General features: G+C 63.8%; 17 protein-coding genes. 12 read left to right on the top strand and 5 right to left on the bottom strand.

Annotated features, from left to right (window positions below; translation table 11 throughout):
• Positions 1–80: 80 nt before the first annotated feature.
• From NLM31_RS13550 to NLM31_RS13540, 3 genes are all read right to left on the bottom strand, one after another.
• Positions 81–2,981, bottom strand: a complete 2,901-nt coding sequence (locus NLM31_RS13550; RefSeq protein ID WP_254192544.1) for an autotransporter domain-containing protein — start codon at positions 2,979–2,981, stop codon at positions 81–83.
• A 320-nt stretch (positions 2,982–3,301) separates the two neighbouring features.
• Positions 3,302–4,630, bottom strand: coding sequence for an amidohydrolase (locus NLM31_RS13545; protein ID WP_254192543.1), 1,329 nt, complete (start codon positions 4,628–4,630; stop codon positions 3,302–3,304).
• A gap of 215 nt (positions 4,631–4,845) precedes the next feature.
• Positions 4,846–5,907: an isocitrate/isopropylmalate dehydrogenase family protein gene (locus tag NLM31_RS13540; RefSeq protein WP_254192542.1), complete on the bottom strand. Its 1,062-nt coding sequence runs from the start codon at positions 5,905–5,907 to the stop codon at positions 4,846–4,848.
• Between the two features lie 172 nt (positions 5,908–6,079).
• Between NLM31_RS13540 and NLM31_RS13535 the strand changes: the two genes are divergently transcribed.
• Complete coding sequence (locus NLM31_RS13535) at positions 6,080–7,468, top strand: MFS transporter (protein WP_254192541.1); 1,389 nt, start codon at positions 6,080–6,082, stop codon at positions 7,466–7,468.
• A 1-nt stretch (position 7,469) separates the two neighbouring features.
• Here the strand turns inward: NLM31_RS13535 and NLM31_RS13530 are convergent, their stop codons facing one another.
• Together NLM31_RS13530 and NLM31_RS13525 are read right to left on the bottom strand one after the other, a co-directional pair.
• Positions 7,470–9,665: a hypothetical protein gene (locus NLM31_RS13530; RefSeq protein WP_254192540.1), complete on the bottom strand. Its 2,196-nt coding sequence runs from the start codon at positions 9,663–9,665 to the stop codon at positions 7,470–7,472.
• A 179-nt stretch (positions 9,666–9,844) separates the two neighbouring features.
• Positions 9,845–11,461: a B12-binding domain-containing radical SAM protein gene (locus tag NLM31_RS13525; RefSeq protein ID WP_254192539.1), complete on the bottom strand. Its 1,617-nt coding sequence runs from the start codon at positions 11,459–11,461 to the stop codon at positions 9,845–9,847.
• Positions 11,462–11,775: 314 nt separating this feature from the next.
• Between NLM31_RS13525 and NLM31_RS13520 the strand changes: the two genes are divergently transcribed.
• The 11 genes from NLM31_RS13520 to NLM31_RS13470 all read left to right on the top strand — a co-directional run bounded on the left by NLM31_RS13520 (position 11,776) and on the right by NLM31_RS13470 (position 22,959).
• Positions 11,776–12,225, top strand: coding sequence for a (2Fe-2S)-binding protein (locus NLM31_RS13520; protein ID WP_254129843.1), 450 nt, complete (start codon positions 11,776–11,778; stop codon positions 12,223–12,225).
• Between the two features lie 12 nt (positions 12,226–12,237).
• Positions 12,238–14,424 (top strand): molybdopterin cofactor-binding domain-containing protein, encoded by a 2,187-nt coding sequence (locus tag NLM31_RS13515; RefSeq protein WP_254192538.1) that lies wholly within the window; start codon positions 12,238–12,240, stop codon positions 14,422–14,424.
• 44 nt (positions 14,425–14,468) lie between these two features.
• Positions 14,469–15,752: an NAD(P)/FAD-dependent oxidoreductase gene (locus NLM31_RS13510; RefSeq protein WP_254196177.1), complete on the top strand. Its 1,284-nt coding sequence runs from the start codon at positions 14,469–14,471 to the stop codon at positions 15,750–15,752.
• Entirely contained in the window at positions 15,745–16,194 is a 450-nt protein-coding gene (gene soxX / locus NLM31_RS13505) for a sulfur oxidation c-type cytochrome SoxX (RefSeq protein WP_254192537.1), read from the top strand. Before NLM31_RS13510 ends, soxX begins: the two co-directional genes overlap by 8 nt.
• A gap of 8 nt (positions 16,195–16,202) precedes the next feature.
• Entirely contained in the window at positions 16,203–16,670 is a 468-nt protein-coding gene (locus tag NLM31_RS13500; RefSeq protein WP_254192536.1) for a SoxY-related AACIE arm protein, read from the top strand.
• Positions 16,670–16,987 (top strand): thiosulfate oxidation carrier complex protein SoxZ, encoded by a 318-nt coding sequence (gene soxZ, locus NLM31_RS13495; RefSeq protein WP_254192535.1) that lies wholly within the window; start codon positions 16,670–16,672, stop codon positions 16,985–16,987. The genes NLM31_RS13500 and soxZ overlap by 1 nt, the downstream gene beginning before the upstream one ends.
• Positions 16,984–17,763 carry a sulfur oxidation c-type cytochrome SoxA gene (gene soxA / locus NLM31_RS13490; RefSeq protein ID WP_254192534.1) on the top strand — a complete coding sequence of 260 codons (780 nt, stop codon included), beginning with the start codon at positions 16,984–16,986 and terminating at the stop codon, positions 17,761–17,763. Before soxZ ends, soxA begins: the two co-directional genes overlap by 4 nt.
• Before the next feature lie 75 nt (positions 17,764–17,838).
• Positions 17,839–19,164 carry an extracellular solute-binding protein gene (locus NLM31_RS13485; protein WP_254129838.1) on the top strand — a complete coding sequence of 442 codons (1,326 nt, stop codon included), beginning with the start codon at positions 17,839–17,841 and terminating at the stop codon, positions 19,162–19,164.
• Entirely contained in the window at positions 19,161–20,099 is a 939-nt protein-coding gene (locus tag NLM31_RS13480; protein WP_254192533.1) for a carbohydrate ABC transporter permease, read from the top strand. The genes NLM31_RS13485 and NLM31_RS13480 overlap by 4 nt, the downstream gene beginning before the upstream one ends.
• Complete coding sequence (locus NLM31_RS13475; protein ID WP_254129836.1) at positions 20,096–20,920, top strand: carbohydrate ABC transporter permease; 825 nt, start codon at positions 20,096–20,098, stop codon at positions 20,918–20,920. The genes NLM31_RS13480 and NLM31_RS13475 overlap by 4 nt, the downstream gene beginning before the upstream one ends.
• Positions 20,921–21,024: 104 nt before the next feature.
• Positions 21,025–22,959 (top strand): S9 family peptidase, encoded by a 1,935-nt coding sequence (locus tag NLM31_RS13470; RefSeq protein ID WP_254192532.1) that lies wholly within the window; start codon positions 21,025–21,027, stop codon positions 22,957–22,959.
• The last annotated feature ends 59 nt before the right edge of the window (positions 22,960–23,018 follow it).

Below are 23,018 nucleotides of genomic sequence, written 5' to 3'. Positions count from 1 at the left end.
GCTCTCAATTTGAGAAGTAGACATCTGCCTGCCGGCAATCCCTCATCAATCCCCGAAAACACCCCTAAGACACGGTCGATCTACCATGCATAGCGGACCACGCCCTTGCCGCCATAGCTGCTTGTGACGTTGGAAAATTCGCCCTCGAAGGTCGCGGCCAGTGACCAGCCGTTCAGCCACCGCTTTTCGGCCGACGCAGAAACCAGCGCGGAATCCGGTGCCTGCGCAGCGCCGTTGACGACGAAGCTGGCGCCCGGTACCGCCAGGAAGGTGGCCCCAATCGCGCGATCCGGATTGAAATCATGCGCCCAGGCGACGCGGCTTCGCAGTGTCACTACGCCGTCCGGCATGGCCAGCGACTTGTCGAACCGCACGCCGAGCTCGCTGCGCGGATCGGTGACGCTCTTTGCGCCGTAGGCAAGTGCGAACGCGCCAGCGCCGACAGTGACCGTTTCGGCGTAGGCCGGAAGATCAAAGGTCGTGAATTGCGCGGCGGCATAGGGCGTCACGCCGAGGCCGCTCATCCAGGACGAGACCCATCGATAGCCACCTTCGAGCCGGCCGGAATAGGCGTTTGCCTTGAACTCCGCATGCAGGCGATCGAGCCCGGCCGCCGTCACCGTGCGGTCGGTCGTCACGTCCTGCCAACCATAGGCAAGTGCGGCAGAGACATAAGCCGCGCCGCTGGTGTGGCGAACGTAAGCGCCGGCCTGGAACAGATCGGAACGGCCATAGCCGGACCCCGTCACGCTGAAATTGGTACCGCCGCCGGCGAGCGCGAAGCCCGCGATCGTGTCCGGAGAGAACAGATAGTCAGCACCGACCGCACTCGCGAAAATACGGCTGGCAGCATCATTCGATCCGGTCACAACATTTCCGCTGGTGGTCTGCGAACCGCCGAAGCCCGCGCCCCAAACGCTCCACCGTTGTTCGAACGGGCGAGGCGGCGCCTTCGCGAACATCGCGAATACGTCGGATCGCCTGGTCGCGGCATAGCTTGCGGACTGCTCGCTTCCTTCGGCAAAGCCAGTGGCCGATGCACTCGCCGCCGACGAATCGCGGCGTCCCATGAACGGATCGGTCAACAGGCCAAGGAACATGTCCATGGCATCGAACGTCGTCTGCTGCGATCGCGTCGCGAGCTCGCCGGAGGCTTGCGTCAATCCGGTCGGCGAGAGCTGCGCAAGGCTGACCGGAAGGCTGCCATTGCTTGCGAATGCACCGGTCAGGCTGTTGGCGACATTCTGCTGATTGATGTTCAGGGCCCCACCCGCTGAAAAGTTCAGCGCGATGTTGAGGTAGACATTCCCGGCGTCGTAGCTCAGCGACGTCCGAAGGCTGGACATGTTGGTGACGACGGTCGGCGCGAACGTGCCGGACAAGCCGCCTGCACTCAGGATCCGGTATTGCCTTGCGACGGAGCCGGAGCGAAACACGGCATCCACGGTCGCACCGCCAAGCGTCGCGGTCCCCGTCACGCTGGTCGAAGATGCGGCCGGGCCGTTGATCTGGACGAAATACATCGCACCGGAGGCGAGGGCGAGATTGCCGGAGATCGCGAGGGTGCCGGTCGGATTGGCCGCGTTGCCGGGCGCCAACGTGCCGCCGCTCGCAATCGTGGTCGTTCCTCCCGAGCCGACGCTGCCGACGCCCGACAGCGTTCCCCCCGCGTTCAACGTCACCAACGTCGAGCCGATCGAACCATCGACTTCCAGCGTGCCGCCGTTGACGATGGTCGCTCCGGTGTAGGTGTTGGCCCCGCCGAGAACCACCGTGCCATTTGTCGTTTTCGTCAGATCGCCAGCACCGGAAAGCACGCCGTTGATCACACCGGCGCGGACGTCGAAGGCGGTCGCATTGATCGTCGCCGACGAGGCCAGCGTGCCACCACTCATCTGGTACGTCGCCGTGATCAATCCGCCGTTCTGGATCGTACCGCCGGCCTGCGTGACGCCCCCGTTCTGGGTTTGCGTGGTGGTTCCGAGATCGAGCGTGCCGCCATTCACAGCAACGCTGTTGGCCGCGGTGCCAAGCGTTCCGCCGGCAGAGATGACGAGCGATCCCGCATCGACCGTCGTTCCGCCGGTATAAAGATTGGAGCCGGCCAGCGTGACGGTGCCGCCCGTCGTCTTGACGAGGACCGCAGTGCCGGTGAGCACGCCGCTCACCGTTCCCGCCTGCATGTCCAGCACGGTCGAGGCATTGACCGTCGCCGATGAGGCCAGCGTGCCCCCTGTCATCTGATAAATCGTGGTCGTCAGCAGGCCGTTCTGAATCGTACCACCGGCTTGGGTGACACCACCGTTTTGGGTTTGCGTGCTGCCGCCGAGATCGAGCGTTCCGCCATTGACGGTCAGGCTATTTGCCGTGGCGCCGAGATTCCCCGCCCCGGAGAGCACGAGCGTTCCACCATTGATGATCGTGCCGCCGGTATACGTATTTGCGCTCTGGATCCTGACCGTGCCGGAGCCCGCGATCGTCAACGATCCCGTGCCCGTGATGACCGAAGCCGCATCGAACCCAAGAGTGGCCGCCGATGATTCCGTCGTGATGACCGTGTTCGTGTTCAGGAACAGGGTGGCGCCCTGAAAGTCCGCAACAGGGTTGCTGGTCTGAACATTGATCGCGGCCGTGCCCGCGCTCGTCTGCAGATTGAGCGTGCCGCCGCCAAAGACATAGCCGCTGCCAGCAATTGTGGCATTCAAATTGAGCGTGCCGACCGTGAACGGTCCCCCGGTGAGGCTCACATTGTAGGAAGACGCCGCCTGCGTCGCAATGAAAGTCGCCGTCGCGTCGATCCCGTTCGGCACCGTGGCCGGCGACCAGTTTGCCGCCGTCCCCCAATTGCCTGCATTGACCTGCCAGGTTTGCGCCGTGGCCTCGCCGGTGACCATCATAGTGGCCGCACCGACCAGCGCCGTCGCGCCGAAAAGCCGCCGCCGGAAACTGGTGCCGGCATTACCCCTGGTCGCAAAGCTCATTGCGGCAACATCAACATGCTATCGGAGATCGGCGGTCGTGCCGAATTCTCCCGGCCACAGCGGCGCGAGAGTTCAAGGGAAAAGGATATCGAGCGGACCGCAACACGGCCTCAACCATTCGGTTGAGGCTCGCCAATATCAGCGCGATATGCGGAATACCGGATCGTTTTCGCCGGTGGCGTTGCAGAAATACATCAACTTGGAAGCGCAGAGCGGCAGGAGCAGCTAACAGAAAAGCGATGCCCGGCTCCGAGCAATTGCTGCGTGCTTATTGAGGCCAAACAGCAGCTGCCTGGACTTGGAGAAGCAACGGCGTGTCGTTACGGCGCCCCGGCCCTCTGGTCGAACGCGCTGAGCACGGCGAGCGTCATCGCGGTGACGCCGGTCTGGATGGTCGGCTTCGGCACCGGCGCGAACAGCGGGGAATGATTGCCGGCAAGCGGCGTCCCGCTCTTGTTGGCCGCCGCCCACGCATCCTCCTCGTACACGCCGATATTGAACATCATCAACGGCACGCCGGAGTCACCGAACTCGGAGAAATCCTCACTGGTGGTGTTCGCCGGCGACAGGCTCAGCTTCTCGCCAAACGCCGGCTTCAGCGCCTTCTCGGCAGTCGCGACCAGCGCGGGATCATTGATGACCGCCTTGATGCCCTCGGTGATGACGATGTCAGGTGCCGGCGCGTTCGCCATGGCGGCAACAGCCCTGGCGGTCCGTTCGATTCCATCGCGCATCCTGGCGCGCACCTCCGGCTTGAAGGTCCTGATGGTGCCGCGCAGGACCGCCTCGTCGGGAATGATATTGCTCGAGGTGCCGGCATGGAACGAGCCGATCGAGATGACGCCGGTTTCGGTGGGGTCCTTTTCGCGGCTGATGACGCTCTGCACGTCGACCACAAAGCGCGACGCCATCATCACGGGATCGATGGTTGCCTGTGGCACCGCGCCGTGACCGCCGCGGCCTTTGAACCTGATGAAGAGATCGTCGGCACTGGAAGAACCCGCCCCGACGCGGTACCTGACATAACCGTACGGAAACGGCTGGTCATGCAGCGCAAAGGCGGCATCCGGCTTGGGAAAGCGAACGAACAGGCCGTCGCTCAGCATCGCCATCGCACCGGCGCCCACTTCCTCGCCGGGCTGGGCGACGAACATCAGCGTTCCCTTCCATCGGTCCTTCAGTCCGACCAGCGTCTTCGCCGTCCCGATCCAGCTCGCCATGTGGATGTCGTGGCCGCAGCTATGGGCGACGAAGGTTTCGCGCCCCTGCCAATTGGTCTTGTCGTGGCTTGCATAAGGCAGGCCGGTCTTCTCCTCCATCGGGAGCGCATCAAGCTCGGTGCGGACCATGATGGTCGGACCGTCGCCGTTCCTGTAGAGCGCGACCAGCCCGGTCCTGCCGACCTTCTCCGTCACCTCGAAGCCGGCCGCGCGCATCTCGCTCGCGAGCTTTGCGGCGGTCTTCTCCTCCTGGAAAGCGAGTTCGGGATGGGCGTGGATGTCCTTGTAGAGCGCATCGAGCTTTGGATAATCGCGTTCGAACGAAGCCTCGATCGATTGCTTCAGGCTCGCGACGTCAAGCTCGGCATGCGCCGGTGGCGCAAGCAGGACCAGAGCAAAAGCGGCGAACAAGGGCTTTGCAAACTGCATGGTCCGACCCTCCTTGCGTTTGTCTCTCGCTTAGCCGGATCACCACCAGGATGACATCGTGCCGGTGTTTTGCCCGACGTGTCAACTTTTCGGACGCGCCGGAGGTCGCGACGAGGTCAGCTGAGAAATGCCTTGTCGAACAAGGGGCCTTCTACTGTGCATGGGGTTGTTTTCGGGCCGTTTGGTCCGGGCCCGAAAGAAAAAGCAGAAAAAATTCACTCCGCCTGCAGAATCTCGGCGATCGCAGCACCCGCCGCGATGGTGCCGAGCCTGCCGCCGACATCGCGCGTCGCCCTGCCCTCACGAAGCGCTTTCGCCACCGCCGTCTCGATCGCACGCGCGGCCTCCTCGTAGCGGACCGCGCCGTTTCTCTCGCCGTGCCAGCCGAGCAGCAGCGCGGTCGAGAGGATCAGTGAAATGGGGTTGGCGACGTCCTGCCCTGCAATGTCGGGCGCCGAGCCGTGTGCGGCCTGCGCCATGGCGTAGCGATCGCCGACATTGAGCGAGCCGCCGAGGCCGAGGCTGCCCGAGAGCTCCGCGGTGAGATCCGAGAGGATATCGCCGAACATGTTGGTGGCGACGATCACGTCGAAACGATCGGGGTTGCGCACCACATGCGCCATCATCGCGTCGACCAGGATGTCGTCGACCGCGAGGCCCGGGTACGCCTTCGCCGCCTCGCGGCAGATATCGAGAAACATGCCATCGCCGATCTTGAGCACATTGGCCTTGTGCACGATGGTGAGATGTTTTCGTCGTTTCATCGCGAGACGGCAGGCGGCGTGCGCGATGCGCTCGCAGCACAGCCGCGTGATCCGGCGCAGCGAGATTGCGACATCGGGCGTGACCAGCAGCTCGCCATTGCCCTGCTCCATGTTGCGGTCGGCGTAAAACCCTTCGGTGTTCTCGCGGACGACGACGAGATCGAAATCGCCGAGGCGACCGGGCCGCCCCGCATAGGTGCGGGCGGGCCTGATGTTGGCGTAGAGGTCGAGGCTCTTGCGGAAGTGACGCGATGGATTGATCTCGCCATGCGCCTCGTCCTTGAAGTCGAAGGTCGCGGTCGGTCCCAGGATCAGGCCGTCGGCGGCGCGCACGGTGTCGAGCAGCTCGGGCCGCACGGTGGTGCCGAACTGCTTGAGGCTCGCGTGGCCGACCGCATGTTCCTCCAGCCGCAGATTGAGCTGGAAGCGCTCGGACGCCGCGCGCAGCACGCCCGTTGTCGCGGCCGTGATCTCAGGTCCGATGCCGTCCCCCGGCAGAACGACGATTTGCATGGTGATCCCCTTCCGAGAGCGGCAGCTGGCGCGATCATACGCCAGGGCGCAGGCTCATCGCCTGACCTTCGCGCATACAATGCATGCAAGCATATGCCTGTGGAAGCGGCCTCAAGCGTAGTACATGCCGGAGATCATCGAAGCCAGGCCGCCGGAGCAAAGCGCAGAGGCAATGACAATCACGTTACCTGCCGCTGCGCGCGAGCCCGAACACCCCAAAGCCGATGGCCTGCCGGCCGAGCAGCGGCGCTGGGCGATCGCCGCGATCTTCACCGCGCTGGCGATGGCCTCGCTCGACACCGCGATCGCCAACATCGCGTTGCCTGCCATTGCCGCCGATCTGCATGTCAGCCCTGAGCAGTCGGTCTGGGTGGTCAATGTCTACCAGATCGCACTGGTGGCGACGTTGCTGCCGTTAGGGGCGCTTGGCGAGATCGTCGGGCACCAGCGCATCTATCTCGGCGGCCTCGTGCTGTTCACCGTCGCCTCGCTGTTCTGCGCGGTCGCCTGGTCGCTGGACAGCTTGCTGTTCGCGCGCACGCTGCAGGGCTTGGGTGCCAGCGGCATCATGAGCGTCAACACGGCGCTGGTGCGCTTCGTCTATCCCGGCCGGATGCAGGGCCGCGGCTTCGGCCACAACGCGCTGGTGGTCGCCACCGCCTTCACCTTCGGGCCCTCGATCGCGTCCGCCATCCTCGCGGTCGGCCCATGGCCGTGGCTGTTCGCCGTCAATATCCCGTTCGGGCTCGTCGCCACCGGCATCGGCTTTGCGATGCTGCCGAAGACGCCGCGGGCCGATCACGGCTTTGATTTCCTCGGCGCGCTCCTCGCGGCCGTCTGCCTCGGCCTGTTCATCACCGGCATCGGCAGCGCCGCGCATAATCTGTCGCCTGTGATCGTGGGCATCGAGCTGGTCATGGCGCTCGCGCTCGGCTTCATCCTGACGCGGCGTCACGCCGACCATCCGGCGCCAATGCTGCCGATCGACCTGTTCAGCCGGCCGATGTTCGCGCTGTCGGCGGCGACCGCGGTATGCTCCTTCGCCGTGCAAGGCCTCGCTTTCGTCTCGCTGCCGTTCTATTTCGAGGACGTACTCGGTCGCTCGCAGGTCGAGACCGGCTTCTTCATGACGCCGTGGCCGCTGGTGGTCGGCATCATGGCGCCGATCGCCGGCCGCCTCTCCGATCGTCATCCGGTCGGTCTGTTGGGCGGCATCGGCCTGGTCCTGCTCGGCCTCGGCATGGCACTGCTGGCCCTGCTGCCGGCAAGCCCGAGTATTCCCGATATCGTCTGGCGGATCATGATCTGCGGCATGGGCTTCGGCTTCTTCCAGGCGCCGAACATGAAGGCGATCATGGGAAGCGCGCCGCCGCACCGTGGCGGCAGCGCCTCCGGCATCGTCGCGACCGCGCGCCTGACCGGACAGACCACCGGCGCGGCGCTTGCCGCGGCGTGCTTTGCGCTCGCCGGCCACAACGGCGCCACCGTCGCACTGGCGCTAGGTGCAGGCTTTGCCGCGCTCGGCAGCGTGATGAGCTTCCTGCGGCTGGCGGTGAAGTAGTCTATTGCGCCGTCTGCGCAATCGGTCGGCTGACGATGGCTACCGCATCGAGCGGGTCGCATTTGACCGTCCGTCTCAGCTTCCACGCACCGTCCCAACCCGCGGTGTCGCTCACGGGCGTGAACGCAGCCCCCTGCGGCGCCAGGATGATCGGCTCCGACTTCAGGCAGGCGTCGGGAAACGCAATGCCGTGTCCGGCGCCTTTCGAGAAATGCCCGACCAGCATCTGCGACGCCTGCATCCGCGCAGCCGGCGAGGCCCGCATCGAACGATCCGGATCGAAGGCGCGATAGCATGGCCAGTCGGTATGACCGGGCGCGAACTCATAGGTGATCCTGCAAGCCGCACCGGCCGATTTCACAAACGGCGCATCCGAAGGCGCAGCGGCATCGCGCTCGAACACCAGGGTCTGCAATGTCAATGTTTCCGTCGTCGCATCCGGCGAGACGGGCTTGTCGGGATCGATCGCGATGTCACCGCGCGAAAACACCAGCTTGGTCGTGGGCCGAGCATCCCTGGTCTCCAGCACCATCGGGGGTCTTGCGGCCCAGGAACGATCCAGCTCCACGTCAGCGTCGCCCATCGTCAGCCTGACATTGCCGACCGCGGGATTGTCCTTGACGAAATCGATCATGCGGAGGTGAGCGCGCTGCTTCGATGCCTCCAGGCTCAGGAAACGCAGATCGTCGACCTTGCGGGTGATCGGCATCATCGGATCGAAGCGATCGTCGATGTTGAAGCGGACGATCTTCTTCAGCGTGGCCGACGCGGCCGCCTTGGGCGTGGCCGGCGGCGCGACGTCGATCACGAGCAGCGTGCCACCCGGTGAATAGGTATCGCCGAAGACGCGCTGCCAGAGCGCCGTCAGCGACGAACTCGTCCGCTGGTCGACGTCCCGCGCGAAGACGATCTGCTGTCCGCGGCGAACGACCGGAAAATTCTGGAATGCGCCAAGTGCTGCGCCCTTGCTGACGGCCTCTCCGGTGAAGTTGATGCATCTGGAGCGATCGTCATTGCCGGATTGTTCGACCGCGCGGGATGCCGAACGCGAGCAGAAGCTGAGATCGTGGCTGGTCGTCTTCTGCGGACTGATGGCCGTCGCATAGATCGGCTCCGGCGCGCCTGGAATTTCCATCGGCAGCGGAGACGTCGCGAACATGTCGACCTCCACCATGCTCAGCGACGAGCCGGAATCCTTCGAGCACAGATCCCGCCGCGGCAGCGTATTGGTCAGCAGCCGCGCGGCGTCGCCACCAACGATGCAGGACATGGTGTCCTGCGGATTGTTCCGGCTCATCCAGATCAGATGATCCTTGCCCGCAGCATCGACCAGCAAATGCGGTGCCGCATGATGGCGGCGCGGCGGCAGCCAGATCGGAACGGTTTCCGACAGCATCGGCTCGCGCTTGAGCAGTGCCTCCGGGAGCCTGGTCACGCCGACCGAACGCAGCTCGGCGTCGACCTCGTTCGGATCCTGCGTGTACTCGAACACGGGCAGTTTTCCGCAAGTCATGCAGGTGACGGCGATATCGGATCGCACGTTCTCGAAGGACAAGATGACCTGATCGGGTTCGTTGCGATATTTGGCGGGATCGACGGCCTTGAACGGGTGATCCACCGCGCGGCTGGCCTGAAAACCGTCCGAGCGGAACGGGTCGGATTCGAACTCGAAATAGGTCGATCGATCCCAGCTGCGAAAGGCGTTGTACCCGCCCATGCTGACGCCGGCGAGGACCATCTTCGAATCGGTCTGGCAGCGCGTCGCACTGCCGGTCCCGCTGCCGTTGCGGATATAGGTGCACAGCCGGAATGCCGCATTTTGCAGGATGCGATCGCAATCGTTCTGGTTATAGCCGTAGGTGGCGAGGCCGTGCCGATAGCAGAGATCGTGAAAGACGCAGGCCTGGCGGAAGCGCTGCAGGACGAGGTGGCGTCTGCCCTTGTCGTCCCTGCTTCCGTCGAAGAAGATGTTGGTCAGCGCGGGCAGGCTGCAATTCAGTCCCTCGCCGCTGCCGCCGATCGTGCTGACGACCTCCGGCCCGGATTCGAAGGAGGTGACGGTGGCGGGCATCTCCCCGTCGGTAATGTCGTCGACATTCTTGTAGAGGGAGTCGGCAACGAACGAAGGAAGATAATTCAAGAGCAGAATGACCGCGACGATCGCCGCGATCGACCAGCCGATCACCTTCCTGGACATGCCCCACTCCGCTAAAGCCGTTCTCGTCGCAATGACGGTCTCGATGACCGATAGGCTTGGAAATTCGCCGAGTCGCCGCAATCGATGACGCCCCGGTGTTAATCCGACGACGATCGCCCCCAGGTTGTTGTGCTGTCAAGCGAGGGGCTCACACTCGCAATCCTGAATTTGGCGGGATGTCAGGCCAGATTTCGCGCCACGGTCGCAGCGTCGGCGACGACCGGAACCGGCACTTGCTCATCCAGTGCCGCGAGGCGCGCGTCGATGGCATCGATGACCTTGCGCGAAAACGGCCCGAGATGCGCATAGGCCGCGATCATCTGCACCGCGATGCGCGCCGAGGAGGTGTCGCGCTTGGCGCAGTTCATGAAGGTCTGCCAGAGCGGGCGCCCGTCCGGAATGGCGGATACCACGCGATGCACGGTCTCCATCGCGCCGACCCGCGAACGGATATCTCCTTCGGCGAGCTCGTGGCGCTGTCTCGACCGGTCGAGCAGCGTCATCAGCTTGTCGACACGACCCGCATAGGCGGCCGGGCTGTAGACGCGCTCCAGCACCGTCTTGTAGTCCATCAGGATGTCGCGCAACGGGCGCACCGGATCGAAATTGATGCCGCCGGTGCACTGATCGCCGCCCGTCGTGGACGCCAGATCATGGTCCGCGTGCAACCGGCCCTCCTTCGCGAGCCGGCGCGTGAGCTGCGTGTTCGGCAAAGCATAGAGCAGACCGACCATCGCGACGGGAATCGCGGCCTCCTCGATGAAATCGATCATGGCCTCCGCCATCGAGACCTTCTCGCTGTCGAAGCCGACGATGAAGCCGGCAGTGACGAGCATGCCGGCGCCGTAGATCTTGTGGATGCTCTCGGCGATGTTGCGCCGCGTGTTCTGCTTCTTCCGCATCGCGACCAGGGTCGCGGGATCCGGACTTTCGATGCCGACGAAGATGCCAAAGAAATTCGCAGCCCCCATCAGCGCCAAAAGTTCGGGATCGTCGGCGAGATTGACCGAGGCTTCCGTCGACAGCTCGAACGGGTAGCCGTGCGCGCGCTGCCATTCGGCGAGCTGGGGCAGGAATTGGCGCAGCGATTTCTTGTTGCCGATGAAATTGTCGTCGACAAAATCGAGATGGCCGCGATAGCCCATCTGGTAGAGCCGCTCGAGCTCGACGAACATCTGCTCGGTCGTCTTGGTCCGCGGCACGCGGCCGTAGAGCTCGATGATGTCACAGAATTCGCAGGTAAATGGACAGCCGCGCGAATACTGCACACCGAGATAAAGATAGTCTTCGAATTTGAGCAGGTCGAAGCGCGGCACCGGCGTCTTGGTGACATCGGCCTGGAATTTCGGTGCGGTGAAGACACCGGCGCGCGCGCCGCTCTCCCAGGCCGCGATGAACTCGTCGATCACGCCCTCGGCCTCGCCGAGCACCTGAAAGTCTGCATTTGCGTAGATGTGCGGGCTCGACGTCGGATCGGGTCCGCCGACCACCACCGGCTTGCCCGCAGCACGGCACTTATCGATCAGTCGCAGCGTATCGGCCTGCTGCGGCAGCATACCGCCGGTGAAGACCACATCGGACCAGGCGAGATCATCGTCGCCGAGAGCTTGCGTGTTGCAGTCGATCAGCCGCACCGTCCAGCTCTCCGGCAACATCGCCGCGACGGTGATCAGGCCGAGCGGAGCGGCCGGCCGCCGGACGCCCATCAGCTTGCAGGACTCACCAAAACTCCAGAACGACTCCGCCGTAAACAGCGGGTAGAGCATCAGCACGTTGCAAGGGCGCGGCGCGTTCATGGAACCCCTTTCGCTTTGCTCCAGTGTACCAAAGCGGCTCCGCCTTGCACCCCGGCAAAAGGGACAAACTGTCGCTCACACTTCAGTTCCGACGTCGCCTCAGACCATGCCACTGGCGTTCAGGGAGATGGCGCGATTTGGGCGCCGGGCCGCCCTTCTCAAGACGCGCACAACACCGCCTGGTCCATAATCTTCCCGCAGATGCGAGAATCTTCGATAGCTGCCCCTCGGACTATTGATTTGAAAGGTTCCAATTTGCCGGACACATTGCGCCCCTGAGTCCATCGGTGGATGGGCCAATCAGGGGACTTGCGATGGCAAACCTAACAATCAACGGAAAAACCTTCACGCTCGACGTCGAGCCGGACACCCCGCTGCTGTGGGCGATCCGCGAAAATGCCGGCCTGACCGGCACCAAATATGGCTGCGGCATTGCACAATGCGGCGCCTGCACCGTTCACATGGACGGGGTCGCGACCCGCTCCTGCGGGATCTCGGTCGCCGAGGCCGAGGGCAAGAAGATCACCACGATCGAGGGCCTCGCCTCGGGCGGCACGCTGCACAAGGTGCAGCAGGCCTGGATTGCCAAGGACGTTCCGCAATGCGGTTATTGCCAGAGCGGCATGATCATGGCCGTCGCGGCGCTGCTGAGCGAGAAGCCCAAGCCGACCGACGCCGATATCGACGAGGCCATCACCAACATCTGCCGCTGCGGCACCTTCCAGCAGGTGCGCGAAGCGATCCACACGATCGCAAGCGCCTAAAGGAGCCGGCACATGAACAAGCACGTTTCGCCCAAGATGAACCGCCGCGCCTTCGTCATCGGCACCGCCGCTGTCGGCACAGGCCTGGCCATCGGCTTCGATATCCCCTTCGGCGGCCCCGCCGTGGTCCGCGCGGCAGACGGCTCGCCCGAAGTCAATGCCTGGGTCGTGATCAGGCCCGACGACACCGTGGTGATCCGCATCGCCCGCTCCGAGATGGGCCAGGGCTCGCTCACCGGCCTCGCCCAGCTCGTCGCCGAGGAGCTCGAATGCGACTGGTCGAAGGTCACGACCGAGTATCCGACCCCCGGCCAGAGCGTCGCCCGCAAGCGCGTCTGGGGCGATTTCTCGACCGGCGGCAGCCGCGGCATCCGCACCTCGCAGGACTACGTCCGCAAGGGCGGCGCCACCGCGCGCGTAATGCTGATCCAGGCCGCCGCCGACGAGTGGAAGGTGCCGGCGTCCGAATGCACCGTCGACAAGGGCGTCATCACACACAAGGCATCGGGCAAGACCACGACCTACGGCAAGGTTGCCGAGGCCGCGGCGAAGCTGACGCCGCCGGCGGAGGTCAAGCTCAAGGATCCCAAGGACTGGACCATCGCGGGCAAGGGCCTGCTGCGGCTCGACACCGCCGACAAGACCACCGGCACGATGGTGTACGGCATCGACATCAAGCTACCGGGCATGCTGAACGCCGCGATCAAGGATTGCCCCGTGTTCGGCGGCAAGGTGAAGAGCTATGACGAGGCCAAGGTCGCCGGCATGAAAGGCGTCAAGAAGGTCGTCAAGGTCGGCGATTCCGCGGTCGCGGTCGTTGCCGACACCTGGTGGCACGCCAAGACCGCGCTGGAAGCCCTGCCGATCGTCTGGGACGAAGGCGACAACGCCAAGGTCTCGAGCGAGACGATTGCGAAGTGGCTGGCCGAGGGCCTCGACGATTCACAGCCGGCCTATGTCGGCAACAAGAACGGTGACGCGAAGGCGGCAATTGCCGGCGCCGCGAAAAAGGTCGAGGCCGTCTACAACTATCCCTACCAGAACCACGCCACGATGGAGCCGATGAACGCCACCGCGCTCTACACCGCGGACAAATGCGAGGTCTGGTGCGGGACGCAGAATGGCGAGGCGGCGTTCGCGGCAGTGCTGGAGGCCTCCGGCCTGCCCGCGGAGAAGTGCGACGTGCACAAGGTGATGCTCGGCGGCGGCTTCGGCCGGCGCGGCATGACGGACTATGTCCGCCAGGCCGTCGCGATCGCCAAGCAGATGCCGGGCACGCCGATCAAGCTGCTGTGGTCGCGCGAAGAGGACATGACGCACGGGAAATATCACCCGATCACCCAGTGCAAATTGACCGGCGCATTCGATGCCGACAACAATCTCATCGCTCTGCACTACCGCCTGTCCGGGCAATCGATCCTGTTCTCGGTGCGCCCCGAAGCACTGCAGAACGGCATGGATCCGGCTGCGTTCCAGGGCGTCGCCCAATCCGGCGAGGCCGCGATGGGCTACTCGGTGCCAAACCTCCTGATCGAGCATTCGATGCGCAACCCGCACGTTCCACCCGGCTTCTGGCGCGGCGTGAACGTCAATCACAACGCGATCTACATGGAATGCTTCATGGACGAGCTCGCCCATGCCGCAGGCCAGGACCCGCTCGAATTCCGCCGCAAGCTGATGGGCAAGAACCCCAAGCATCTGGCGGTGCTCAATGCCGTCGCCGAGAAGATCGGCTGGACCACGCCGGCGCCGCAAGGCGTCTATCGCGGCATTGCGCAGGTGATGGGGTATGGCAGCTATGTCGCCGGCGCCGCCGAAATCTCGGTGACCGATGGCAGCAAGATCAAGGTGCTTCGCATCGTCGCCTCCACCGATCCCGGCTACGTCGTCAATCCGGCGCAGGTGGAGCGGCAGATCGCGGGCTCCTTCGTCTATGGCCTCTCGGCGCTGTTCTACGGCGGCTGCACCGTCAAGGACGGCCGCATCGAGCAAACCAACTTCGACACGTTCAATTCGATGCGCATCAACGAGATGCCGAAGGTGGAATCGGTGATGGTGCCGAGCGGCGGATTCTGGGGCGGCGTCGGTGAGCCGACCATCGGCGTTGCGGCGCCGGCGGTGCTCAACGCTTACTTCGCGGCGACCGGCAAGCGCATCCGCTCGGTGCCGCTGCGCGACCAGAACATCAGCTTCGCGTAAGAGACGCCGCGGCGGCCATGACGGCCGCCGCGGCATTTGCCTGGATGATCCGCATGACAACGCGACCGATGACACGGCGAACTGCCGTGCTCGGCATCACCGCCGCGACCGCGACATTGGCGCGGCCGTCAGTCCTGCGCGCGCAATCGACAAGCCGCATCGTCGTGGTCGGCGGCGGCTTCGGCGGAGCGGCCTGCGCCCGCGCGCTCAAGCGCGCGCAAGCGGACTTGCAAGTCATCCTGATCGAACCCAATGCGGTCTTCACCACCTGCCCCTTCAGCAACGAGGTGATCGCGGGCCTGCGCGACATCGACGCGCAGCAGTTCGACTACGACAAGCTGGCTGCCGAGGGCGTCACCGTGATCGGCCAGGCCGTGACCACCATCGAACCGCAGCTGCGTAGCGTGCTGACGGCCGATGGCGTCGCCCTGCCCTATGACCGCCTCGTGCTCTCGCCCGGCATCGACTTCCGCTTCGAAGCCCTGCCCGGCTATGACGAGGCCGCATCGGAAAAGATGCCGCACGCCTGGAAGGCCGGCGCGCAGACGCTGTTGCTGCGCAGGCAGCTGGAGGCGATGGATGACGGCGGTACGGTCGCCATCGCGATTCCTCCCAATCCCTCGCGGTGCCCGCCGGCTCCTTACGAGCGCGCCAGCCTGATCGCGCATTATTTGAAGACCAGGAAGCCGCGCTCCAAAGTGCTGATCCTCGATGCCAAGGACAATTTCTCGCAGCAGCGGCTGTTCGAGAAGGCGTGGAAGGAACTCTACGGCGACATGATCGAACGCATCGGCCTGTCGCAAGGCGGCCGCGTGACCTCGGTCGATCCCGCGACCAAAACCATCGTCACCGAGTTCGGCAACTACACGCCCGATGTCGCCAACGTCATCCCGCCGCAGCGCGCCGGCCACATTGCCGAGATTGCGGGCGCAACCGACGCCACCGGTTGGTGCCCGATCGATCCCGTCACCTTCGAGTCGAAGCTCGTCAACAACGTCCACGTCATCGGCGACGCCTGCCTCGGCGGCGGCATTCCCAAATCGGCATCGGCCGCGAGTGCACAAGGCAAGGCCTGCGCTGCGGCCGTCGTCAATCTGCTCGCCGGGCGCACGCCGGAAGCGCCACGGCTGACCGGCGTCTGCTACAATACGGTCGCGCCCGGTTACGGCTTCTCGCTCGCCGGCAACTATCAGCCGAGGGGCGACATCTTCGCGGAGGTCGAGGGCGGTGCGACAAGTCCGGTCGATGCGCCGCGCGAACTGCGCGCTCGCGAGGCGGCCGAGGCGGAGCGCTGGTTTCAAACCATCACGGCGGACACCTTTGGCTAGATCGAGGGTCTACATCGCTGCACTGATCGCCAGTCTCGTGTTGGTCTCCGGCGCGCGCGCCGAGGGACTGGCACCCTATGAGATCACCGGCGACGGCATCGCGAATTCGCTGACGGGCACGCCCGGCGATCCCGCGCGCGGGCGCGCACTGGTGCTGGCGCGGACGACGACCTGCATCCTCTGCCATTCCGGCCCCTTCCCGGAAACGCTGTTCCAGGGCGACCTCGCGCCGGATCTCACCGGTGCCGGGAAGCGCTGGACGGCGAGCCAGCTGCGGCTTCGGATGGTTGACGCCACGCGCTTCAACCCTGACACCATCATGCCCTCCTATTATCGTGCGGATGGCCTCGTCCGCGTCGGACGCAATTTCGCGGGCAAACCGATATTGTCGGCTGCGGAGATCGAGGACATCGTGGCCTTTCTTGCAACGCTTCGGGACTAGGATTGTTTATGCCAACGACGCGACGACATTTCCTGAGCCTTGCCGGCGGCGTCACGGCCGTCGGCGCGCTTCCGATCGTCACGCTGCGGCCGGTCGAAGCAACGCCGGCGATGCTCAACACCGCGATCCGCAACGTCGTCGGCGAAGCGCCAATTCGCACCGGCAAGGTCAAGCTCGACATTCCGCCGCTGGTCGAGAACGGCAACACCGTGCCGATGACGGTGACCGTCGCGAGCCCGATGACGGCGGACGACTACGTCAAGAGCATCCACGTCTTCAACGAGAAGAACCCGCAGCCGAACATCGGTAATTTCTATCTGAACCCGTCTTCGGGTCGCGCCCAGATTTCGACGCGGATCCGGCTCGCCGACACCCAGAAGGTCGTCGCGATCGCCCGCCTCTCCGACGACAGCTTCTGGCAGGTCTCGGCGGATATTGTCGTGACGCTGGCCGCATGCACTGAGGAGGTGAACTGATGGCCGCCCTCATCAATGTTCCCGCAAAGGCCAAGCGCGGCGACATCATCGAGATTCGCACGCTGACTTCGCACATCATGGAAACCGGCTTTCGCCACACCATGGACGGCGCGCTGGTGCCGCGCGACATCATCACGAGCTTCACCTGCCGCTACAACGGCGCCGAGATCTTTCGCGCCGATCTGTTTCCGGCCATCGCCGCCAATCCGTATTTGTCCTTCTTCACGGTCGCCAAGGAGAGCGGCGAGTTCGAGTTCGAATGGATCGGCGACAACGGCTATTCGTCCACCGCGTCGGCATCGATCACGGTCGAATGAATTTGTGGCGCGCGATAGTGCTGGCGGCACTTGTCGCCACGGCCCCAGCCCTGCTCGCCGGCGAAATCCCGCCCGATGCGCGCCGCTCCGGCTATTCCTTCATGGGCCCTGACACCCGCGCCATGCAGGATGACGATACCTCCAATCCGGGCATGCTGTTCGTGCTCGACGGCGAGGCGCTGTGGACAAAGAAGACCGGCAGCGCGAACAAGGCGTGCGCGGACTGCCATGGCGATGCCAAGAGCAGCATGAAGGGCGTCGCGGCACGCTACCCTGCCTTTGACAAGACCCTCGCACGCCCCGTCACGCTCGACCAGCGCATCAACCTCTGCCGCGCCAATCATCAGCAGGCGAACCCGCTGCCTTACGAGAGCCGCGACATCCTGGCGCTGTCCGCCTTCGTTGCCCACCAGTCGCGCGGCATTGCGATCACCGCGGGCGATGACCCACAACTAAAGCCTTTCGTTGAACAGGGCCGCACTCTCTTCATGCAACGCGAGGGGCAACTCAACCTGGCCTGCACCAATTGCCATGACGACAACTTTGAGAAGCGCCTCGCCGGCTCGCCGATCACGCAAGCGCAGCCGACCGGATATCCGCTCTATCGGCTGGAATGGCAGACGCTGGGATCGCTGGAGCGGCGCCTGCGCAGCTGCATGACCGGCGTCCGCGCCCAGGCCTACGAGTATGGCGCGCCCGAGCTGGTCGCGCTCGAGCTCTATCTGATGTCGCGGGCCCGCGGAATGCCGATGGAAACGCCGGCGGTGCGACCGTAACGCCCAAATTAGGGCTAGGCAGGCGTGGAACGGTCGCTAGTATCCCCCCAAATTGAGTCACAGGGAGGAATTAAAGTGGCTGACCACAAAATCTCGCGCCGTACGCTTTTGACCGGCACTGCCGCAGCTGGCGCGCTCAGCCTGACGGGATTGCCGGCGCGCGCTGAGGTGAACTGGAAGAAATATGCCGGGACCAAGCTGGAGGTGATCCTCGCCAAGGGACCGCGCGGCGATAACTTGCAAAAATACGTCAAGGAATTCACCGAGCTCACCGGTATCCAGGTCGAGTCCGAGCAGATTCCCGAGCAGCAGCAGCGCCAGAAATGCGTCATCGAGCTCACCTCGGGCCGGCCGAGCTTCGACGTGGTTCATATCAGCTATCACGTGCAGAAGCGGCAGTTCGAAAAAGCCGGCTGGCTTGCCGACATGACGCCCTTCATGAAGGATCCGACGCTGACCGCGCCCGACCTTGTCGAGAGCGATTTCTCGGCCGCGGGCCTGCAATACGCCAAGAACGACAAGGGCCAGATGCTGTCGCTGCCCTGGTCGGTCGACTATTTCATCCTCTACTACAACAAGGAGCTCTTCCAGAAGAAGGGCGTTGCCGTGCCCAAGACCCTCGACGAGATGGTCGCGGCCGCGGAGAAGCTCACAGACCCCAAGGAAGGCACCTTCGGCTTCGTCGGTCGCGGCTTGCGCAACGCCAACATGACGTTGTGGACCAACTTCTTCCTCAACTATGGCGGCGAATTCCTCGATGCGAAGGGCAATATCCTGACGGACGGTCCTGAAGCAATCGCGGCGACCAAGCTCTATCAGACGCTGCTGACGAAAGTCGCCCCGCCCGGCGTCGCCGGCTTCAACTGGATGGAGTCGATGGCTTCGTTCACGCAAGGACGTTCGGCGATGTGGATCGACGGGGTCGGCTGGGCGCCGCCGCTGGAAGATCCGGCCGCCTCGCGCGTCGTCGGCAAGGTCGGCTACACCGTGGTGCCCGCCGGACCGAAAGGCCAATATTCGGCCACCTATGGCGACGGCATCGGCATTGCCGCGGCGAGCAAGAACAAGGAAGCCGCCTATCTGCTCTGCCAGTGGATCGTTTCGAAGAAACAAGGCGCGCGGCTGTTGCAGGCTGGTGGCGGCGTACCGTTCCGCAATTCGATCCTGAACGATGCAGAGGTCCAGAGTGGCGTCAAGATGCCGAAGGAATGGCTGCAGTCGGTGATCGATTCCGGCAAGATCAGCAAGCTCGGCCTGCCCGTCGTGATCCCGGTCGCTGAATTCCGCGACATCGTCGGCGCGGCGCTGACGGCGACCCTGTCGGGTGCCGATCCCGCGACTGAATTGAAGAAGGCCAACGATCAGTACCGGCCGATCCTGGAGCGTAGCGAAAAGGCGTGAGTGCGTTGACACAATCGACTCCGGACGCGGCACAGCTTGATGCCGCGCCGGAGAAGGAATTGCGGCCGCCGTCGTACTGGCCGTTCGTGGTGCCGGCGCTGGTCGTCGTTCTCGCCATCATCATCTTCCCGTGGGTCTTTACCATCTGGATGAGCCTGAACGAGTGGAAGGTCGGCTCGTCGACCACCTTCGTCGGGTTCTCCAACTATCTACGGCTGACCAGCGATCCCCGCTTCATCGAGGCGATCGGACATACGCTGGTCTACACCGTGCTGTCCATGCTGCTGCCGCTCGTGTTCGGCACGTTCTCGGCCGTGGTGTTTCACCAGAAATTCGCCGGCCGCGGTTTCCTGCGCGGCATCTTCATCATGCCGATGATGGCGACACCGGTGGCAATCGCACTGGTCTGGACCATGATGTTCCATCCGCAGCTCGGCGTGCTGAACTATTTGCTGTCGCTGGTCGGAATCCCTCCGCAGCTCTGGGTGTTTCACCCGGGAACGGTGATCCCTTCGCTGGTGCTGGTCGAAACCTGGCAATGGACCCCGCTCGTCATGCTGATCGTGCTTGGCGGCCTCGCCGCGATCCCGACCGAGCCCTATGAGAGCGCGCAGATCGACGGCGCGAATATGTGGCAGGTGTTCCGCTTCATCACCCTGCCGCTGATCATGCCTTTCCTGTTCATCGCCGGCATGATCCGCATGATCGACGCGGTGAAGAGCTTCGACATCATCTTCGCGATCACGCAGGGCGGACCAGGCTCGGCGTCGGAGACGATCAACATCTATCTCTATAGCGTCGCCTTCACCTATTACGACCTCGGCTACGGCTCGGCGATCGCGGTCGTGTTCTTCCTGTTGATTGTCCTGCTTGCGGCGGTGATGCTCTATGCCCGCCAGCGCATGCTGTGGACTGAGATCGCGAGCGACGCATGACCCCGAAGCAAATCATCGGCAAGATCAGCCTGTGGTTCGCGGTGCTCGTCATCGTGTCCCCGGCGATCCTGTTTTTCCTCTGGATGCTGTCGCTCTCGCTCAAATTCGAGGTCGACAACGCCGCCTACCCGCCGGTCTTCATCCCCGAGCATTTCGCATGGAAGAACTATGCCGACGTGGTCGCCTCCAACCGCTTCGTGACGTATTTCTTCAACAGCTTGATCGTGACCGGGAGCGCGACGGCGCTCGCGCTGATCGTCGGCGTCCCCGCCGGCTACGGCATCGCCCGCATGGCCGCGCATAAATCCGCGATCGTGATCCTGATCGCCCGCATCACGCCCGGCCTGTCCTACCTCATCCCGCTGTTCCTGCTGTTCCAGTGGCTGGGACTGCTCGGCACGCTGGTGCCGCAGATCATCATTCATCTCGTGGTGACGGTACCGATCGTGATCTGGATCATGATCGGCTATTTCGAGACGACGCCGCTGGAGCTGGAGGAAGCCGCCCTCATCGACGGTGCAGGCCGCTGGCAGGTGTTCCGCCACGTCGCGCTGCCGATCGCCAAGCCCGGCATCGCGGTCGCCTTCATCCTCGCGGTGATCTTCTCCTGGAACAATTTTGTCTTCGGCATCGTGCTGGCCGGGCGCGAGACCCGCACCCTGCCGGTCGCCGTCTACAACATGATCTCGTTCGACCAGCTGAGCTGGGGCCCGCTGGCGGCCGCGGCGCTGATCGTCACCCTCCCGGTGCTGCTGCTGACGGTGTTCGCCCAGCGGCAGATCGTCGCCGGTCTCACGGCGGGTGCGGTCAAGGGCGGGTAGTGACGCCAATCTCAATTCTCCAGGGAGTGCGTTCTACTTGGAGTTGACGCAAAGTCTTCGCGCTCATATGCTACATACCGTAGCATTAAGCAGCGAGACGCCACATGTCAGCTCGCCCCCTGATCCCGCGCCGAAAACTGTTTGGCAATCCGACCTACGTCGGCGCCAAGCTGTCGCCGGATGGTCAATGGTTGTGTTGGGGCGCCCCTGTCGAGGGAGTCCTGAATGTCTGGGTGTCGCCGGTCGACAACATTGCGGCCGGCCAGCCCGTAACGCGCACCAGGGGCCGGCCTATCAACTGGCAGGACTGGAGCCCGGACGGCCGCTACATCATGTTCCTCAACGACGAGAACGGCGATGAAAACCTACATCTGTTCGTGGTCGATCCCCATACGTTGGAGCTCCGGGATCTGACGCCCTTTGCCAATGTCCGTGCAGTGCCGATCTACTGGTCGCACATCGTGCCGGACAAGATTGCGGTCAATCTCAACGATCGCGACGCGCGCTGGCATGATGTCTTCGTACTCGACCTCTCAACCGGTGAACGCACACTGGTTTGGGAAAATCGCCAGGAGTTTCACTACGTCGGACTCGATTGGCAGTTGAGGCCCCGCTACGCGCAGAGCAATGCGCCTGACGGAGGTACGCGGCTCTGGCGCATCGACGACGGCAAGGTGACGCATTGGCGCGATGTCCCCTACGAGGCCTACATCAGCACGCGGCTCTGGACGTTCGATGCCGGATGCAACCACCTGCACATGAGCTCGAGCCTGGAGCAAGACAAATCGGCGCTGTTGCGGATGAACTGGGCGACCGGCGAAGAGCAAATCCTGTATCAAAGCGACCGCGCCGATGTGACAGGCGCTATCTTCAACGCCAGAACCTTCGAACCGGAAGCGGTTTGCATCGACCCCGGCCGGCCGGAATGGACGCCGCTAACGCCAGCGGTTGCGGACGAACTTGATCTGATCAAAGCCAGACTGCCGGATCATGCGTTTCACATCGAAAGCCAGAGTGACGATGGCCGCCGGTGGATCGTGGCGGGCCATGCGCCAAATCGACCCGTCGCATATCATCTCCTCGACCGCGACAAGCAAACCATCACCGAGCTGTTCAACGCGCGCCCGGAACTGAAGCCGTATCGCCTGGCGCGGATGCAGGAAGTGCAAGGCAAGTCGCGCGATGGCCTCACACTAGTCTCGTACCTGACCTTGCCGGCTGATATCGAGGGCGACCGTCCGCCCCGGCCGCTGCCGATGGTCCTCATCGTCCATGGCGGTCCGTGGGGCCGGGACATCTACGGCTATCGCCGGGATCACCAGTGGCTGGCCGATCGCGGCTACGCCGTGCTTTCGGTCAACTATCGGGGATCGACGGGTTTCGGCAAGGCGTTCGTCGCAGCCAGCGAGAAAGAGCACGCGCGAAAGATGCACGATGATCTCATCGACATGGTCGATTGGGCGATCGCGCAAGGGATCGCGCAAAAGGACAAGGTCGCGATCTTCGGCATATCCTATGGCGGACTGGCCTCCTTCATCGGAGCGACCTTCACGCCGGAGGTGTTCTGCTGCTCGGTACCGGTGGTCGGGATCTCGAATCTGCAAACGCTTCTGGAATCGATGCCGCCTTATTGGGCTGGTTTCGCCGAATTCATGTATCGCAGCTACGGCGATCCCCGCACCGAGGAAGGCCGCAAGCTGCTTGCCGAACGCTCACCGATCAACAAGGTCGACAACATCAAGAAGCCGATGCTGATCTTTCATGGCGCCAACGACGTTCGCTGCAAGATCGCAGAGAGCGACACCATCGTCGCCGCCATGCAGGCCAGGAACATTCCGGTGACCTACATCGTCTATCCCGATGAGGGACACGGATTCCAGAGGCCGCCGAACCAGCTCTCTTATCTCGCAATTGCCGAAGCGTTCTTTGCACGGCATCTGGGCGGCGCCTGCGAGCCCGTTGGCAAGGATTTCGAAGGGTCTAGTTACGAAGTTCGAGCCGGGGCCGATATCCTATCCGATCTGGGTGTGGCGATCTAGCCACTCACATAAAAGGCGGCCGGGCGACATAATGTCGTCCGGCCGCGTTTGATGTCAGA

This window comes from Bradyrhizobium sp. CCGUVB4N (assembly GCF_024199945.1).
Lineage (GTDB): Bacteria > Pseudomonadota > Alphaproteobacteria > Rhizobiales > Xanthobacteraceae > Bradyrhizobium.
The sequence above is the reverse complement of the archived record's forward strand: the minus strand, read 5'-3'. Positions and strand labels throughout refer to the sequence as shown.

Bases quoted from the DNA above. Each gene is read 5' to 3' on its own strand.
- NLM31_RS13515 (WP_254192538.1), top strand. From the start codon at position 12,238: ATGAACAAGCACGTTTCGCCCAAGATGAACCGCCGCGCCTTCGTCATC.
- NLM31_RS13530 (WP_254192540.1), bottom strand. From the start codon at position 9,665: ATGTCCAGGAAGGTGATCGGCTGGTCGATCGCGGCGATCGTCGCGGTC.
- NLM31_RS13550 (WP_254192544.1), bottom strand. From the start codon at position 2,981: ATGAGCTTTGCGACCAGGGGTAATGCCGGCACCAGTTTCCGGCGGCGG.
- soxZ (WP_254192535.1), top strand. From the start codon at position 16,670: ATGGCCGCCCTCATCAATGTTCCCGCAAAGGCCAAGCGCGGCGACATC.
- NLM31_RS13470 (WP_254192532.1), top strand. From the start codon at position 21,025: ATGTCAGCTCGCCCCCTGATCCCGCGCCGAAAACTGTTTGGCAATCCG.
- NLM31_RS13500 (WP_254192536.1), top strand. From the start codon at position 16,203: ATGCCAACGACGCGACGACATTTCCTGAGCCTTGCCGGCGGCGTCACG.
- soxA (WP_254192534.1), top strand. From the start codon at position 16,984: ATGAATTTGTGGCGCGCGATAGTGCTGGCGGCACTTGTCGCCACGGCC.
- NLM31_RS13520 (WP_254129843.1), top strand. From the start codon at position 11,776: ATGGCAAACCTAACAATCAACGGAAAAACCTTCACGCTCGACGTCGAG.
- NLM31_RS13510 (WP_254196177.1), top strand. From the start codon at position 14,469: ATGATCCGCATGACAACGCGACCGATGACACGGCGAACTGCCGTGCTC.
- NLM31_RS13535 (WP_254192541.1), top strand. From the start codon at position 6,080: ATGACAATCACGTTACCTGCCGCTGCGCGCGAGCCCGAACACCCCAAA.
- NLM31_RS13545 (WP_254192543.1), bottom strand. From the start codon at position 4,630: ATGCAGTTTGCAAAGCCCTTGTTCGCCGCTTTTGCTCTGGTCCTGCTT.
- NLM31_RS13525 (WP_254192539.1), bottom strand. From the start codon at position 11,461: ATGAACGCGCCGCGCCCTTGCAACGTGCTGATGCTCTACCCGCTGTTT.
- NLM31_RS13540 (WP_254192542.1), bottom strand. From the start codon at position 5,907: ATGCAAATCGTCGTTCTGCCGGGGGACGGCATCGGACCTGAGATCACG.
- NLM31_RS13475 (WP_254129836.1), top strand. From the start codon at position 20,096: ATGACCCCGAAGCAAATCATCGGCAAGATCAGCCTGTGGTTCGCGGTG.